The 15,746-nt window shown below is 65.0% G+C and carries 14 protein-coding genes; 12 read left to right on the top strand and 2 right to left on the bottom strand.

Translation table 11 applies throughout. The features are described 5' to 3' along the window. The first annotated feature begins 32 nt into the window (after positions 1-32). The 4 genes from KF785_01570 (at position 33) to KF785_01555 (ending at position 6,576) form a co-directional block, all read left to right on the top strand. Positions 33-1,136 carry an efflux RND transporter periplasmic adaptor subunit gene (locus KF785_01570; GenBank protein ID MBX3145432.1) on the top strand — a complete coding sequence of 368 codons (1,104 nt, stop codon included), beginning with the start codon at positions 33-35 and terminating at the stop codon, positions 1,134-1,136. Then, the gene (locus KF785_01565; GenBank protein MBX3145431.1) at positions 1,133-4,324 is read left to right on the top strand and encodes an efflux RND transporter permease subunit; all 3,192 of its coding nucleotides are present in this window, start codon (positions 1,133-1,135) and stop codon (positions 4,322-4,324) included. The genes KF785_01570 and KF785_01565 overlap by 4 nt, the downstream gene beginning before the upstream one ends. Before the next feature lie 26 nt (positions 4,325-4,350). Continuing rightward, positions 4,351-5,154 carry a class I SAM-dependent methyltransferase gene (locus KF785_01560; protein MBX3145430.1) on the top strand — a complete coding sequence of 268 codons (804 nt, stop codon included), beginning with the start codon at positions 4,351-4,353 and terminating at the stop codon, positions 5,152-5,154. Positions 5,155-5,235: 81 nt separating this feature from the next. After that, on the top strand, positions 5,236-6,576 hold the full coding sequence (locus KF785_01555) for an APC family permease (GenBank protein MBX3145429.1): 1,341 nt from the start codon (positions 5,236-5,238) through the stop codon (positions 6,574-6,576). 15 nt (positions 6,577-6,591) lie between these two features. Here KF785_01555 and KF785_01550 read toward each other — a convergent pair whose 3' ends face one another. Beyond that, positions 6,592-8,184: a beta-lactamase family protein gene (locus tag KF785_01550; protein MBX3145428.1), complete on the bottom strand. Its 1,593-nt coding sequence runs from the start codon at positions 8,182-8,184 to the stop codon at positions 6,592-6,594. A gap of 173 nt (positions 8,185-8,357) precedes the next feature. Between KF785_01550 and KF785_01545 the strand changes: the two genes are divergently transcribed. The 7 genes from KF785_01545 to KF785_01515 all read left to right on the top strand — a co-directional run bounded on the left by KF785_01545 (position 8,358) and on the right by KF785_01515 (position 13,874). After that, complete coding sequence (locus tag KF785_01545) at positions 8,358-9,530, top strand: D-2-hydroxyacid dehydrogenase (protein MBX3145427.1); 1,173 nt, start codon at positions 8,358-8,360, stop codon at positions 9,528-9,530. A 269-nt stretch (positions 9,531-9,799) separates the two neighbouring features. Beyond that, complete coding sequence (locus tag KF785_01540; protein ID MBX3145426.1) at positions 9,800-10,285, top strand: polymer-forming cytoskeletal protein; 486 nt, start codon at positions 9,800-9,802, stop codon at positions 10,283-10,285. Beyond that, positions 10,282-10,635, top strand: coding sequence for a hypothetical protein (locus tag KF785_01535; protein MBX3145425.1), 354 nt, complete (start codon positions 10,282-10,284; stop codon positions 10,633-10,635). Before KF785_01540 ends, KF785_01535 begins: the two co-directional genes overlap by 4 nt. Before the next feature lie 8 nt (positions 10,636-10,643). Further along, complete coding sequence (locus KF785_01530; GenBank protein ID MBX3145424.1) at positions 10,644-11,135, top strand: DinB family protein; 492 nt, start codon at positions 10,644-10,646, stop codon at positions 11,133-11,135. 73 nt (positions 11,136-11,208) lie between these two features. Continuing rightward, positions 11,209-12,792, top strand: a complete 1,584-nt coding sequence (locus tag KF785_01525) for an SDR family oxidoreductase (protein MBX3145423.1) — start codon at positions 11,209-11,211, stop codon at positions 12,790-12,792. A 3-nt stretch (positions 12,793-12,795) separates the two neighbouring features. Continuing rightward, positions 12,796-13,542, top strand: coding sequence for a TerC family protein (locus KF785_01520; protein MBX3145422.1), 747 nt, complete (start codon positions 12,796-12,798; stop codon positions 13,540-13,542). Positions 13,543-13,568: 26 nt separating this feature from the next. After that, complete coding sequence (locus KF785_01515) at positions 13,569-13,874, top strand: DUF3817 domain-containing protein (protein MBX3145421.1); 306 nt, start codon at positions 13,569-13,571, stop codon at positions 13,872-13,874. Positions 13,875-13,886: 12 nt separating this feature from the next. Here KF785_01515 and KF785_01510 read toward each other — a convergent pair whose 3' ends face one another. Then, positions 13,887-14,783, bottom strand: a complete 897-nt coding sequence (locus KF785_01510) for a diguanylate cyclase (protein MBX3145420.1) — start codon at positions 14,781-14,783, stop codon at positions 13,887-13,889. Between the two features lie 504 nt (positions 14,784-15,287). Here KF785_01510 and KF785_01505 point away from each other — a divergent pair. After that, a complete protein-coding gene (locus tag KF785_01505) occupies positions 15,288-15,713 on the top strand; it encodes an OsmC family protein (protein ID MBX3145419.1) in 426 nt (141 codons plus the stop codon). Positions 15,714-15,746: the final 33 nt, after the last annotated feature.

The following is a 15,746-nucleotide window of genomic DNA, read 5'->3' as shown; positions in this document are numbered from 1 at the left end:
AACGTCGGTGGCCCGTAATGCGTAGGGGTTATATGGCTTTCTTCCCCTCGCACTACGGGCCGCTCAGTGCCCTGCTGTTTGCTTCAAGTGCGGCGCTGGCGGGCTGCTCCTCGAGCACCGGCGAACAGGGCCGCAATCGCCGACCGGCCACTGCGGTCGCGGTGGTGCCCGCTGAGCGCCAGAATCTTTCCCGCACGGTCACCCTCACCGGCCCCGTCGAACCGATCCGGGTCATCGGTGTCAACAGCCAGGCGTCCGGAACCATACTCGCCGTTCGGGTGACCGAGGGGGACCGGGTCCGGCCCGGCCAGCTGCTTGCTGAGCTCGACGCGCGGGAAACCGTCGCTCAGCTCGAACGAGCCAGGGCGGTTCTCGCCAATGCGCTGACGGCGTTCGAACGCAGCGAAGCGATGCAGAAGGCGGGCATCATCACGGATGCCGAGTTCGAGCAGGCCCGGGCGGCGTTCGCAACTGCAACCAGCGATGTCAAGCTTTGGGAAACCAGGCTCGAGTTCAGTCGGGTTACCGCACCGAGTGCGGGTGTCATCACGAGCAAAGCCGTGGAAACCGGCAGCGCCGTATCCACCAATCAGCGGCTCTTCGACATTGCTGACGATGCGCTGCTGGTCGTTCGAGTGCAGATGTCGGAACTCGATGTCGTGCACGTCGCTGACAACGATTCGGTATCGGTCCGCCTCGATGCCCAGCCCGGAGCACGCCTGCGGGGATGGGTCCGCCGGGTCTTCCCGAGCGCCGACCCGGCAACCCGGCTCGTCCCCGTTGAAGTCGGACTCGCTCGTCCTCCGCCGTCTGTTCGCATTCAGCCAGGCTTTCTGGCGCGCGCCGAGTTCAGCGTCGAGCGGCGCAGCGGCATCCTGGCTGTACCAGCCGGCGCCATCGGCGCCACCTCCAGCGGCAACTTCGTATTCGTTGTCGAGAACGACACACTGCAGCGCCGTCCCATCGTGACGGGCATGACCTCCGCCGGTGTCGTCGAAGTCCTCGAGGGTCTCGCCCCGGGTGAACTCGTCGTCACCTCCGGCCAACTCAATCTTCGGCCTGGCGCCGAAGTCCGCGTCACCGCCGGACTGCCGGTCCGCGACTCGATCTCCGTCGTTCGGATGGACTCCCCATGAGCGAGCGCCGTTCGACTCTCCCGAGTCTCGCGATCAGGCGTCCGATCGGCACCCTCGCGCTTGCTGCGGTCGTCGTCGTCCTCGGCCTCTTCATGAGCCGACGCCTGCCGATCGACCTGCTGCCTCAGATCGTCTATCCGCAGGTTCGCGTCAACGTCCAGTATCCGGGCATAGCGCCCGAGGTGATGGAGGAGCAGGTCACCAAGGTGCTGGAGACCGCGCTCGCTACGACCGAGAATCTGATTCGGCTGGAATCGGAAACCCAGGAAGGGCGCACGGAAGTCGGGCTTCACTTCCGATACGGCACCGACATGAACTTCGCGCTGCAGGATGCGTCGAAGAATCTCGACCGTGCCCGGTCCCGCTTGCCGATCGACGTGCAGCCACCGTCGATCAACAAGTCCGACCCGTCGCAGATGCCGGTATACGAAGTCGGCTTCAGTAGCGGCAGCATGAGCCAGGTCGAATTGCGGCGGTGGGTCGATCTGCAACTGCTGCCTCAGCTGCTGACCGTCGAGGGCGTCGGCTCGGTCGACATTTCGGGCGGCCTGATTCGCGAGATCCGGGTCACCCTCGATCAGGAACGGCTGCGCTCGTACGGATTCACCGTCACCGATGTCCTGTCGACCCTGCGCGATGAGAATCAGGACGTTGCGGCGGGAAGTCTGACATCACCCCAGTTCGAGGTGGTCGGGAAGACGGCCGGCAAGTTCCGATCGGTCGACGACATTCGTCGTCTGCTGATCAACCGGCCGGGAACCTCCCAGCGGCTGCCGCTGTCGGACCTGGCGGCCGTCTCAGACACCAACCGGGAGCAGCGCCTCTGGAGCCGTCTCAACGGCGTGCCGGCCGTCAAGCTCTCGGTGCGCAAGTTGCCGGAGGCAAATACCGTCGAAGTCGCCGCGGGCGTCGGGACTAAGCTCGAGCAGCTGGCCGCGTCCCGGTTCATCCCGGACGACGTTGCCTACCGGGTCGTCGCAGATCAGTCGTTCTTCATCGAGAATGCAATTGCTAGCGTGACGATCGCTGCCCTTGCCGGGTCACTGCTGGCAATGCTCGTCGTGCTCCTCTTTCTCGGCAGCATTCGCAAGACGCTGATCATCGGCGTCTCGATTCCCATTGCCATTCTCGCTACGCTGGCACTGATGGGCGCCACCGGGCTCACCCTCAACATCATGAGCATGGGAGGTCTGGCCCTGGGCGTCGGGCTGCTGCTCGACAACGCGATCGTGATGCTCGAGAACGTCTTCCGGCATCGTGGCATGGGGAAGGACCCGGAAACCGCCGCCCACCACGGCGCCGGCGAAGTGACCTCGGCCGTCACCGCGTCTACCACCACCAACATCGCAGCCGTAGTGCCGTTCCTGATGATTACCGGCCTCGCCGCGCTGATCTTCAGGGAACTGATCCTGACAGTCACGTTTGCCATCGCCGTGTCGCTGCCGGTGGCACTCACGGTGGTGCCGATGCTGACTGCGCAGCTTGCCAAGGTCCGCTGGAGCACCGGCTTGGACCGTTCCCGCCCGATCCTCGCCTTCAATCGCGCGATCACCGGTCTCAGCAGCAAGTACCGCACGCTGTCCCGCGCGACGCTGCGCCGCCGAGGCTGGGTCGTTGGCGGGTCGTTCGCCGTCCTGGCTGGAACCCTGGTGCTGGTCAACCGGCTGCCGAGCGAGTTTCTCCCGGTCGTCGACGACGGAACGGTGGGAGTCTGGATCTCGATGCCGCCGGGAACACCTCCTGAGCGCACCGATGCAGTCGTCCGGCAACTCGAGTCGATGGTGGCCGAGCGACCGCACGTCCAGGATGTCTTTGCCACCGCCGGTGGCTTCCTCTTCGGCAGCAGCACCTCGGAGCGCGGCGGTCGCGGCTCGATCAACATCCAGTTGACCCCGGCACCGAACCGACCCGGGGTGAGCGCCTCAGACTGGGTGGCCGAGTTCCAGCGGGATATCGACGCGCTGGGCATTCCCGGCGCCCGTATCGGGGTCCGGCCACCGCGAATTCGCGGACTGCGCACCAACCGCTCCGGTACGGATGCCGCAGTTGCCATCCAGGGCAATGACCTCGCGACGCTGCAGCGGATCGGCGCGGAGGTCATGGGTCGGATGCAGGGCATCCGCGGTCTCGAGGGCATCCAAATGTCTACCGAGGAAGCGAGCCCCCAGCTCGCGATCCGGATCGACCGCGACCGCACCGCGGATCTCGGACTCAATGTCGCGGCGGTCGGACAGAGCGTGCGAACCGCCCTCGAAGGCGCCATTCCGACCCGGTATGCCGAGGGCAACTACGAGTATGACGTCCGGGTGCGTTTGCCGCGGGAGCAGTTCACCAGCGCCGAGGATCTGGGTGCCATTGCACTCTTCTCGGGCCGCGACCGGCCGATCTACCTCCGCGACGTTGCCTCGATCAGCATCGGGACCGGACCAACCACGATCATTCGCGAGAACCAGAACCGGCAGATTCAGGTCCAAGGCGACGTCAACACCTCGCTCACCAATATCAGCCAGGTCAGCACGGAGATTCGTGCCCGCCTGGCCGACGTGGCACTGCCTGAGGGTTTCGCCATCCTCTACGGCGGCGAGGAGGAGGCGATTCGGGAGAATAACCGCAACCTCGCCATTGTCATCGTGCTGGCCATCTTCCTGGTGTTCGTCGTGATGGCCGTGCAGTATGAAAGCCTGGTCAACCCGCTGGTCATTCTCGTCTCCGTCCCGCTGGCGCTGGTTGGGGTCGGCGCGGCGCTGCTTCTGACGGGCACGACCCTCAGCGCCCCGGTGCTGCTCGGTGTTATCCTGCTTGCCGGCATCGTCGTAAACAACGCCATCCTCCTGGTCGAGTACGTCGAGATCGGCAAGCGCGATGGCGGCCTTTCGACCGAGGACGCCGTCGTCGAAGCCGGGGTGGTGCGCCTGCGCCCCATTTTGATGACGACCTTTACCAGCAGCCTCGGCATGTTGCCGCTTGCCATCGGCATCGGCCAGGGGACCGAGCTGATGCAGCCGCTTGCCGTGGCCATGGTCGGGGGTATCATCGTTGCTTCGGCACTGACGCTGCTCGTGGTTCCTGCTGTGTACGTCGCGGCCCACGCCATCACCGATCGAGTCCGTCGAGCGGTGGTCGGCGATCGGAAGCAACCGTCGCCTGCTGCGCCCGAACCGGATTTGCGCCCTGACGGCGCTGCCTGACCATTTCCCAGAGGAGAACGGTCCCCATGCTGACTCGCACTGTTGCCGGTTCACTTGCCACGCTCGCCACGATGGCTCTGGCCGCCGCGCCAGCTCATGCGCAGGATCCGCCCAACCTCGATGTCCACTTCGTGCCCACGCCGAACCAGGTCGTGGAACGGATGCTCGACATGGCCAAGGTGACGAAGAGCGATTTCGTGATCGACTTGGGATCGGGAGACGGCCGGATTCCCATCGCGGCTGCGAAGCGGCACGGGGCCCGGGGTATGGGCGTTGACCTCGATCCGCAGCGGATCAGCGAGGCACAGGAGAATCTCCGCACCTCCGGTGTCGGCGATCGCGTCACGTTTCACCAGCAGAACCTGTTTGAGACGGATCTCAGCAAGGCAACCGTCATTACGATGTACCTGTTGCCCAGCCTGAACATCAAGCTCCGACCGATCCTGCTCGATCTCAAGCCGGGCACCCGACTCGCCTCGCACGCATTCGACATGGGCGACTGGCGCCCGGACCGTCATGATATCGTCGACGGACGCAATGCGTACCTGTGGATCGTTCCGGCCAAAGTCGGCGGCAAGTGGAACGTGACCGATGGCCCCCGCACCTACACGATCGAGCTGACGCAGCAGTACCAGATCATCGAGGGTACGGCCAAGATCGGCGAGTCCAACTTCCGTCTTCAGGAAGCGGCGCTGCGTGGCGACGAGATTCGCTTCGTGATCGACGGGCCCGATGGCCGGCATAGCTATGTTGGTCGCGTTAGCGGCGACCGAATCGCCGCAGTCCAGGGTGCCGGTGGTCGTCCCTGGCGTGCCGAACGAGGCTCCTGATTCCACAAAGGATTCGATGTTCCTGCCCGGGAAGCGGTGCCGACACGCTGCTTCCCGACTCCCCTCCCAAGCGAGCAGATCGTGGCTGACCAGACCCAGACGAGCGGTCCGCGCCAAACCCTGTCGATCGGGGCCGGTGCTTCCTTCCTGATCGGTATCGTGATCGGCATCGGAATCTTTCGGACTCCGTCGCTGGTTGCGGCCAACGTGCCAAACGATGCAGCGTTCATGGCGGTGTGGCTGGCCGGTGGCCTGATCATGCTGGTCGGCGCCCTCTGCTACGCCGAGTTGGGAAGCGCCTGGCCGAACGCGGGCGGCGAGTACCACTTTCTCAGATCTGCCTTCGGCGCGCGAATCGGGGTGCTGTTCGCCTGGAGCAGAGGCACTGTGATCCAAACCGGGGCGATTGCGGCCGTTGCATTCGTCTACGGCGACTACGCCTCCCGGATCCTGCCGCTCGGCGAGTTCGGCAGCGCCATTCACGCGCTGCTGGCCATCGCGATCATAACGGCAGTCAATCTTGCCGGCACCCGACCCAGCACCCGAGTACAACTCGGCCTGACCGTGCTGGCGGTCACGGCGCTTGGCATCGTCGTCGCCGCAGGGTTCACGGTACCTGCGGCACCAGCCACAGAGCCACCGGCTGGGGGCGGAGCCGTCGGGTTGGCCATGGTGTTCGTGCTGCTCACCTACGGCGGATGGAACGAAGTGGCCTACCTGTCAGGCGAGATGAAGGACGTTCAGCGAAACATGATCCGCGCCCTGGGCCTGGGTACCGCCGTCGTCGTGGCGCTTTATCTCGCCGCCAACTATGGCTACCTGCGGACTCTGGGACTGGAGCAGCTTCGTGCGACCGATACCGTTGGCGCCGAGCTGATTCGACGATTGGCGGGCGACATCGGCGCCATGCTCTTCAGCCTCTCGGTCTGCATCTGTGCGCTCAGCACTCTCAATGCCACAGTGTTTACCGGAGCCAGAGCATACTACGCGCTTGGTCGGGACGTGTCCCTGATTCGGCGCCTCGGCATCTGGGACGAACAGGGCGACAAGCCTGCCAACGCGATCCTGCTGCAGACAGCCATCGCGATCGGTCTGGTGGTGTTCGGCGCCGCGACGCGCAGCGGTTTCGAGGCGATGGTAGCGTATACGGCCCCGGTCTTCTGGTTCTTCCTGTTCCTGGTGGCGATCTCGGTGATCGTCTTCCGCCAGCGCGGGGTGCCGCTGCCCTACCGGATGCCGCTGTACCCGCTTCCGCCGCTGCTCTTCGCCGCCGCTGCGGCCTGGATGGTCTACTCGAGCGTACTCTACGCCGGGATTGGCTCGCTACTGGGTATCGCGGTGGTCCTGGTCGGACTGCCCCTGCTGCCGCTGGCATCCAAGAAGGCGGTCGGCGGCGCAGAGGGCTCGCCGCCGACCGTGTGATTCTCCGCTGCGCTGCTACCGGCAGGCCGGCGGCGCGGCGAGCGACTCGTCCCGAGCCATGGTGCGCACGTCGAGATGCTGCACCTTGGCCGGCTCGGTCGGCGCCAGCGTAATCGAGACACGCAGATCGCCCGTCGCGCAGCGCAGTCGCCAGCGGCCCCGCAGCGCATTCTCGACTTCGAAAGGTCCTTCGGGACGGCAGCTGCCGCCGACCTCGGCGCGAACCCGCTCGATTGCCGCCCGCCGGCGAGGCTTCGGCTCGTCCAGGTAGAGATTCATCGCAGCAATGCTGTCAGCCAATGGCTCCGACCAGCGCTGGACCAGACGGGTCACCTGCTCCCTGGCCTGCACCAGCACTGGCGCCGGCTGCGGCACCCGCCGCACCAGACCGCCCGTCTTGCCCAGCAGCTCGAACGCCTGCTCGACCGGCCCCCGCCACCCGGTATAGGTCAGATTCCCGAGCGTCACGATCCCGACCCCATAGTCAGGCAACCACTGCATGATCGAGCCGAAGCCTGGCAACCCGCCGCTGTGCGATACGTTGGACGGCACCTGGCACGTCTGCCGAACACCCAGACCATACCCATATCCGCCCGCACTCAGGGTGACCGCACCCGTCGCGGGGTCGCGCACCGCCGAGGCCCCGTTGTAACGCGCCACCTGCTGCATCTCCCGAACCGAGGCTCGGCGCACCGGCCCGCGCTCCACGCCGTCCCGCGGTGGCCAGGCATCGAGCATGAAGCCTACCCAGCGGCTCAGATCATCGATCGACGTCAGCATGCCACCCATCGGACCGAATGCTCCATCCGACAGCTGCGCTTCCTCGAGCCAGGTGGTGTCCTGCCACCGATAACCGTGCGCCAGTCGGGAGGCCGCCACCGTGCGCGCCTCCATCGTGGTGACGGTCATCCCGAGCGGCGCAAGGATCCGCTGGTCCAGGTAGCGCGCGAACGGCATACCCGAAACGTTGGCGACGATCCGCCCCAGTATGGCATAGCCGTAGTTCGAGTACTCGTAGGCCGTACCCGGCGCGGTCGAGAACGGTATCCCGCTCCGCATCAGCCGGTTCATTTCCTCGTCGCTGATCGCCAGCTGCTGATCACCCCAGGGGTTGTCTTCCGGGAACCCTTCGGAATGCGAGAGCAGATGACGAATCGTGATCTTGGGTGAATCGGTCGTCGGATAGCGCAACGTCGCCAGCTCAGGCACGTAGCGTTCGGCCGGATCGTCGAGTCCCAGCTTCCCTTCGTCACGCAGCTGCAGAATCGCGAGTGCCGTGAAGCTCTTCGACATCGACGCGATCCGGAACACGCTTGCCGAATCGACTGGCGCTCGCGAACCGAGTTCGCGAAAGCCGGCCGTACCGCGATGGGCAAGCTGTCCGTCGATGACGATGCCGTAGGCAATACCAGGCACCCGCGACCGCTGGGCAAAGTCCCGCATCAGGCGGTCGATGGCCGGAAACGCCTGAGACAGCTTGGCCACCCGGTCCGGATCGGTGAACGATGGCGGTGGCGCCAGACTGCTGGCGTCAGGTTGGGCCGAGGCGGCCGGCGGGCCGACAACCAGCAACGCCGCAACCATGGGGAGCAGAGAACGTTTCGTCATAGGGACCAACGTCATTGAGTGGTAGAATCGGAGCGGCCTGGATGCGGCCAAAGTTCGGGGTGCAGGCCGACCCCGTCAACGATCCGGCTTGCGCCGCTCCCCTGCAAGCGTGCTTTATCGTATCTTGCGATGAGAGCGTCCGTCGTTACCACTCCACCGTCACGAGTCTCTCCATGCCAACTCCTGCCGCGCGCTCACGCGCCACATCCTGGTTGCTGTTCGTCTGCCTCGCGGGAGCGGTTGGGACGAGCTGCAGCGTTGCGTCAAAGGCACCTGAGCCCACCGCCGGGCGGCGGAATGCCACCGCCGATGTTCGCTCGACGGCGGAGGAACTTGGCTCGACCCGGAACAGCAGGGTCGCCATCGAACGAAGCGCCGGTGCGCCTCCACTCACCGTGTTCGTACCCGCCGGCGCTCAGGACCGCCTCGGCGACACGACGGGACTCGGCCCTGGCGTTCGCGTCGTGATCGGGCTTTCACGGGAGGAGGCACTCAGCCGGGCCGAGGAGGCGCATGGCATCGATGCGTTCTACGCCCGTCCGGAGTTCGTTGCGGCTGCCAAGAACCTCGCCTGGGTCCACACCACCAGTGCCGGCGTCGAGCAGCTCCTGATCCAGCTCGGCGCCGAATCCGATCGCATCGTGGTCACCAACTCGCGCGCCGTTCACGGGCCAGCCATTGCCGACCACGTCTTCGCGATGCTGCTGAGCCTGACCCGGAACCTGCCGACTTACCTGGAGGCTCAGAAGACTGGGCAGTGGGTGCGTGACGAGAGCGTCGGGTTGCCCCGGGTTGCCCTGCAGGGTCGCACGCTGCTGGTGGTCGGCCTGGGAGGCATCGGAACGGAAATCGCGCGCCGCGGCGCGGGCTTCGGCATGCGGGTCATCGGCACCCGGCGGAGCGATGATCCGGCGCCGGCCTTCGTCGAACGGGTCGGCAAGCCTAACGAGCTGCTCGCCATGCTTCCCGAAGCTGACGTGATTGCGCTGGCGGTCCCGCTGACGCCTGAAACGGAGTATATGATCAACGGGGCAGCCTTTGCCGCGATGAAGCCGGGCAGCTATCTCATCAATATTGCCCGCGGCAAGGTGGTCGAAACCGGGCCCATGCTAGAGGCCTTGCGCTCGGGGCGCCTGGCCGGCGCCGGGCTCGACGTGACTGATCCAGAGCCGCTCCCGAGTGATCATCCGCTCTGGAAGCAGGCCAACGTCATCATCACGCCCCATATGGCGTCGCGCGGAGAGCTGACGGTGGAGCGAGGCGCCGCCCTCTACCGCGAGAACCTCCGACGCTTCGCTGCGGGTGAGCCGCTCCTCAACGTCGTCGACCGGGCAGCGGGGTACTAGGACCGGGCAGCCGTCAGATTCGCGACGTAGCCGATCGGGGGAGAGCGCCCAGGATTTCGACAGTCGTTCTCGCGGAGATGTGCAGACGTGGACCGGGTCGGACGTCACCCGGTCTTCGGGGTTGGCGCTTTGCGCGCCGGACCCGGCTCGACCCGGGCGAGCCTCCTTCGAGTTCCGGGTAGTAGCGATCATCACCGTCCCATCGATCACCGCTGCGGCCGCCTCCTTCCGGCCGTCAGGGGCGTCGGTACTCACAGGAGCTTCACACCATGGCCATCTGGAAAGAAAAAGAAAAGGACCCGGTTATCGTCAAAAAGGACGCTGCGCCGATCCCGGAGCCCGCGACCGCCAAGGACGCTGAAGCCAATCGTGTCACCCTCCCGTCGACCAACTTCGAGGTGGGGCGAAAAGCCCCGGAGCGAGAAATGAAAGAATCCCTGATTGCAGCGGAGCTGACGATCGAGGGTAAGATCGAGGGTACCGGCCATATCCGGATCGCCGGCCGCTTCAAGGGCGACGTCAATGTCCAGGGCAACCTGACCATCGAACAGGGTGCCAAGCTGACCGGTGCTATCCGCGCTCATACCGTGATCGTCGCCGGCGAAGTCGAGGGCAATATCGAGGACGCCACCCGGGTCGAACTGCTGCAGACCGGCGTGCTGACCGGCGACCTCAAAGCCGGCTCCCTCACCGTCGCTGCCGGATCCCGGATGCGCGGACAGGCCGAGTTCGGGTGGGATAACGCCGGGAAATGAGCGCTCGGCCGGGTACTCCTGGGGCCACGCGCACCTGCCCCCATTGCCGAACCTCGATCCTCGAGAGCGCGAGCGTCTGCCCGGCGTGCCGCCACCACCTCCGCTCCGGCGCAGGTGGCAAGGTGGAACCGGCCTTCTCCGCGCTCCAGGTCGAGGGCACTATTCGCCATCCTGAGGTCGGGGAGGCGTGGGAGTACTCGGTCCTGCTCACCATTCGCAACGCCAAGGGCGAAGAGATCGGCCGCCATGTCGTGGGGGTGGGCGCACTGCAGGGCACCGACGAACGCACCTTCACGCTGGCCGTCGAGGTGTACACACCAAGCGGAGCCCGACAGCCAGTCGGGTCCTGACCCAACCGATGGATCTGCCCACCTTTCTGACGCACCTGGACAGCGTTCACGGCCGGACCCGGCGACTCGTCGACGTGATTCCGCCCGACCAAATCGACTGGCGCCCGGCGGCCGGCCGCTGGTCGTTCGGCGATCTGATTCGCCATCTCGCTGGGATAGAACGGTACATGTACGGCGAAACGGTCCACGGCCGACCCAGCCGATATCCCGGCCACGACCCGGCGCTGGGGCGTTCCTATCACGAGGCCCGGGCGTACTACGATCGCCTTCACGACGAGTCACGGGCGCTCTTCGCGGCGCTCCCTGCCGACCGGATGACCGAGAAGTGCCTGACCCCGGCCGGTACGCCCATCACGGTGTGGAAGTGGCTCCGAGCCCACTTGGAACACGAGGCCCATCACCGTGGCCAGCTTTACCTCATGCTTGGTATCCTGGGGGTTCCAACCCCGCCGATCTACGGCCTGACCTCCGAGGAGGTCCAGGCCCTGACGCCTCCCTGACGCAAATCGATCAGTCACCCGACAGACGCAGGGAGACTTGCTCGCCCCGCAGTCCCTGATATGTTGCGCCCCCATGTCGAGCCCCTCTGACTCAGCCCAACCTCCGTCCATCCTCGACCCAGCCCTGCTGGCCCGCCTGGAGGCCTCAGCGGATCTCCTGGAAGAGCTCGTTGACGATCGCGGCCTCCTCGCCGGGATCCCGGCCGACCTGAAGATCAGACTCCTGGGCGCCGCCGGGCGGCTCTCCCGACCCGACGCCCTGGTTCGTCGGCAACTCGTCAAAGCGTCGCGCCGGCAGCGGAAAGCGGCCCGGGTGGCGCGCGAGGAGCAGGCGCTGTCGTCCACCGGGATCCGGAAGCTGCGCCGAGAAAAGATCTTCACGACCCCCAACGTCTTTCCGCCGAGTCAGGCGGACGACGCCGAGGACACGGGGGGAGAATCCAAGACAGGCACGACCCAGCAGGATCAGCTCGACGATCGACACTGCTATACCTGCAAGGTTCGCTTCATCGAGGTCCATCACTTCTACGACCAGCTCTGCCCGCGCTGCGCAGAGCTCAACTTCCGGAAGCGGACCGAGCTGGCGAACCTGAACGGCCGCGTGGCCCTTCTCACAGGAGGGCGTGTCAAGATCGGCTATCAGGCAGGCATCAAACTGCTGCGCTCTGGTGCGCACCTGATCGTCACGACGCGATTTCCGCGAGACTCCGCCGCTCGATATGCAGCAGAACCGGATTTCGAAGCCTGGAAGGATCGACTCGAGATCTTCGGCCTCGACCTGCGGCACACGCCGAGCGTCGAGGCATTCTGCCATCACCTGCTGGCGACGCAGGATCGGCTGGACTTCATCGTCAACAATGCCTGCCAGACGGTGCGGCGGCCGCCGGCGTTCTACCAGCACATGATGGATCAGGAAACGGCAGCCGCTTCTGCGCTGCCGACCCCGGCCAGAAAGCTGCTGGGCGGCTACGAGGGCCTACGCAGCCACCGACTCCTGGCCGAGCACTCGGGGTCGTCGGACGTCGATGCCGTCACCCAGGCAGCCACCGGTCTGTTGCACGCCGCCGCGCTGTCCCAGGTTCCGCTCCTCCCCGACGAGATCGATGCGCAGCGCCATCTGTTTCCCGAGGGGCATTTCGATCAGGACCTGCAACAAATCGACCTCCGCAGCCACAACTCGTGGCGAATGCTCCTGGCGGATGTTCCTTCGGTCGAGCTGATCGAGGTCCAGCTGGTCAACGCCATTGCGCCGTTCATTCTGAACGCCCGGCTCAAGCCCCTGATGCTCCGTACCAGCGAGCGTGACAAACACATCGTCAACGTCTCGGCAGTCGAAGGTCAGTTCTATCGCCGTTTCAAGACGACTCGGCATCCGCATACCAACATGGCCAAGGCGGCGCTCAATATGATGACGCGAACCTCGGCCACCGACTACTTCAACGACGGAATCCACATGAACAGCGTCGACACCGGCTGGGTGACCGACGAGGATCCCGTCGAGATCGCGGCACGCAAGACCGCGGAGCACCGTTTCCACCCGCCGCTCGACATTGTCGATGGCGCCGCTCGAATCGTCGATCCGATCATCGTCGGCTTCAATACGGGGCACCACATCTGGGGCAAGTTCCTCAAAGACTACGAACCGACGGACTGGTAGACCATGGAATGGCTGGCGGATCCGCAGATCTGGATTGCCCTGGCGACCCTGACGGTACTCGAGGTGGTCCTGGGGATCGACAATATCGTCTTCATCTCCATCCTGAGCGCCAAGCTGCCGTCCCATCAGCAGAAACGGGCACGGCAGATCGGCCTGATGCTCGCGATGATCACGCGCATCGGCCTGCTCTTCTCGATTTCCTGGATCATTCAACTCACGACTCCGCTCTTTGCCGTCTTCACCGAGGAGATCTCAGGTCGTGATCTGATTCTGATCCTGGGAGGGCTCTTCCTGCTGGCCAAGAGCACCCATGAGATTCACAGCAAGCTCGAAGGTGCAACCACGGAATCGAAGACGCCGGCCTATCCGTCGTTCGCCACCGTCATCTTTCAGATTCTGCTGCTCGACGTCGTCTTCTCGCTCGATTCAGTGATTACGGCTGTCGGCATGGTCGAACAGCTCTGGGTCATGGTCACGGCCGTGATCATCGCCGTCATCTTCATGATTCTGTTTGCCACGCCGATCAGCGATTTCGTGGATCGCCATCCGACGGTCAAGATGCTGGCGCTGAGCTTTCTGCTCCTGATCGGCATGACGCTGGTAGCCGAGGGGTTCGATCAGCATATCCCGAAGGGGTACATCTACTTTGCGATGGCATTCTCGGTGTTCGTCGAAATAATCAATCTCAAGCTGCGCAAACCTGCGCGTGATCCCGTTCATCTCCACAAGCCCATTCCGCCGGGCCTTTGAGCCGGCGAGCACAGGAGGACATAGCAGTGATCGATCGATCGTTTCTGAAGGGTCTGCGGGTGCTGAGCCTGGTCGAGGGAGTCTCCACCCTCGCCTTGTTCGGCATCGCCATGCCGCTCAAATACTTCGCCGACATGCCGGGGGCAGTCAGCCTCGTGGGATCGATCCACGGGCTGCTGTTCGTCGCGCTGGTCGTGACGTTTCTGGTTGGTATTCAGCGGATTCCGCTGCCGAAAGGCGTCGCTTTCGCAGGCATCGCTGCTGCGGTGGTTCCGTTTGGTCCGTTCATCATGGATCGCCGGCTCGAAAGGATCGCCAGCCAGCCCGGTTGATCGGTCAGGGGGTCAGGATTCGACCCGGTTCCGGCCCCCCGCCTTGGCTCGATAGAGCGCACCATCCGCCGCGGCAATCAGATCGGCCACCTTGCCGGTTCCCGGAGCGGCCCAAGCCAATCCGACGCTCACGGTTACCGGTAACTCCACGCCTTCCCACACCGCCGTCGTTGCGGCAACGCGCGCCCGGATCCTCTCCGCAGCTACCAGGCCGGTTTCGCCATCACATCCGGGCAGGACGAAGAGAAATTCCTCACCGCCATACCGACCGACCGCGTCATACTCGCGGACTTCGCGGCGCAACGCCTCGGCCACCCGCTTGAGCACGACGTCTCCCGCGGGATGCCCGTAGCGATCGTTGATTGCCTTGAAGTTGTCGATATCCGTCAGAGCCACCGCGACCGGTCGCTGCTCGTGACGCCCTCGTCGCAGCTCGCGCTCGAGATGGTCGAGTACCACTCGGCGATTGTCCAGCCCGGTCAGGTCGTCCCGGGTCGCCTGGATCCGGAGTCCTTCCTGAATTTCGAGCAGGCGCTCCTGGAGTTCGACGACCCGCACACCCGCCCGCATCCGGGCCGTGAGTTCCGCCGGATCGAGCGGCTTGGTGAGGAAGTCGTCAGCCCCGGCCTCGAGCGCCTCGACCATGTCCTGCCGGGCGTCTCGTGCTGTCAACACGATCGTATACACGTATGGCGCGGCCCGCTGTCGGACCGCCCGGCAGACCGTCAGACCGTCTGCCCCCGGCATCATCCAATCGAGCACGGCCAGCCGAGGACCGTCTGGCTCGAGGAGGTGGACGATGGCGGACGGGCCGTCCTCGACCGCGACGACCTCATGGCCGAGCTGCGTCAGGGTTCGCTGCAGCACGGTCCGGGAAATCGCATCATCGTCGGCGATCAGAACACGCATCAACGTCCTTCACTGATAGCTCGGGACACGGTTACCAGGCTCGCCCCCTCTCGGAGTCGACGCGCTGCGGCCAACCCACCCAGAGAAACCGCTGCCTCTGATTCGGAAACGTCGGATCCTGGCGCCGCCAGACCCACGCCCCAGGCAGCCACAGGCAGGACTCCCATGAGGCAGACCGCGCGCCAGTCGCGGTCCACAGCACGGCTACCCCCTAAGTGGCCGAAAGTCGGTCACTTGACCCGCTAGCTGACCCCGAAGAGTTTGCTAAGAAAGAAGTCTCAGTTGGCAGATTGCCACTCGTTCTAGCAATTGCCCTAGGCCGAACAGTCGGTTTCGAACCGGGGGAACATGGACCGGGAAGAACCCGGGAGGGCGTGGATGCGATCGGCGGCCAGTCGCGCCAACGATCGGCCGCCATGCCCAGCACGGGGCAATCGCGATTAGGTTGGAGCGAACACCAGGCGGTGCCCATCGGGACCGCGACCATCCACGATCGAGGTTTACATGGACAGAAAAGCATCGGCACGCTGGGAAGGCGACCTCCGCTCCGGCTCCGGCAAGGTCAAGCTCGGCAGCGGAGCTTTCGAAGGCGAGTATTCGTTTGGAACTCGATTCGAGGCCAGCCCCGGCACCAATCCCGAGGAGCTACTCGGCGCGGCCCACGCCGGCTGCTTCTCGATGGCCCTTTCGGTCGGAATTTCCAAGGCCGGGCACACGGCCAAGCGGATCGACACCAACGCGGTGGTGCACCTGGGTCAGGTCGACGGCGGGTTCGCCATTACCGGCATCGACCTCGTCACCGAGGCCGAGGTGCCCGGTCTGTCGAACGATAAGTTCCAGCAACTCGCCGAAGCCACCAAGGTCAACTGTATCGTGTCTCGCGCCCTGTCGGCTGTACCGATGACACTGAAAGCCACGCTGATTGGCTGAGGTTCGCGGCGGCGGGCGATTCTCTGTCGCCCG

The organism is Gemmatimonadales bacterium (genome assembly GCA_019637315.1).
In the GTDB taxonomy this organism is placed as follows: Bacteria; Gemmatimonadota; Gemmatimonadetes; order Gemmatimonadales; family GWC2-71-9; genus SHZU01.
The sequence above is the reverse complement of the archived record's forward strand: the minus strand, read 5'-3'. Positions and strand labels throughout refer to the sequence as shown.

What these genes read in the sequence shown, in the direction of transcription:
- KF785_01520 (MBX3145422.1), top strand. Translation starts at nt 12,796, where the DNA reads ATGGAATGGCTGGCGGATCCGCAGATCTGGATTGCCCTGGCGACCCTG.
- KF785_01510 (MBX3145420.1), bottom strand. Translation starts at nt 14,783, where the DNA reads ATGCGTGTTCTGATCGCCGACGATGATGCGATTTCCCGGACCGTGCTG.
- KF785_01565 (MBX3145431.1), top strand. Translation starts at nt 1,133, where the DNA reads ATGAGCGAGCGCCGTTCGACTCTCCCGAGTCTCGCGATCAGGCGTCCG.
- KF785_01550 (MBX3145428.1), bottom strand. Translation starts at nt 8,184, where the DNA reads ATGACGAAACGTTCTCTGCTCCCCATGGTTGCGGCGTTGCTGGTTGTC.
- KF785_01530 (MBX3145424.1), top strand. Translation starts at nt 10,644, where the DNA reads ATGGATCTGCCCACCTTTCTGACGCACCTGGACAGCGTTCACGGCCGG.
- KF785_01560 (MBX3145430.1), top strand. Translation starts at nt 4,351, where the DNA reads ATGCTGACTCGCACTGTTGCCGGTTCACTTGCCACGCTCGCCACGATG.
- KF785_01540 (MBX3145426.1), top strand. Translation starts at nt 9,800, where the DNA reads ATGGCCATCTGGAAAGAAAAAGAAAAGGACCCGGTTATCGTCAAAAAG.
- KF785_01505 (MBX3145419.1), top strand. Translation starts at nt 15,288, where the DNA reads ATGGACAGAAAAGCATCGGCACGCTGGGAAGGCGACCTCCGCTCCGGC.
- KF785_01545 (MBX3145427.1), top strand. Translation starts at nt 8,358, where the DNA reads ATGCCAACTCCTGCCGCGCGCTCACGCGCCACATCCTGGTTGCTGTTC.
- KF785_01570 (MBX3145432.1), top strand. Translation starts at nt 33, where the DNA reads ATGGCTTTCTTCCCCTCGCACTACGGGCCGCTCAGTGCCCTGCTGTTT.
- KF785_01535 (MBX3145425.1), top strand. Translation starts at nt 10,282, where the DNA reads ATGAGCGCTCGGCCGGGTACTCCTGGGGCCACGCGCACCTGCCCCCAT.
- KF785_01525 (MBX3145423.1), top strand. Translation starts at nt 11,209, where the DNA reads ATGTCGAGCCCCTCTGACTCAGCCCAACCTCCGTCCATCCTCGACCCA.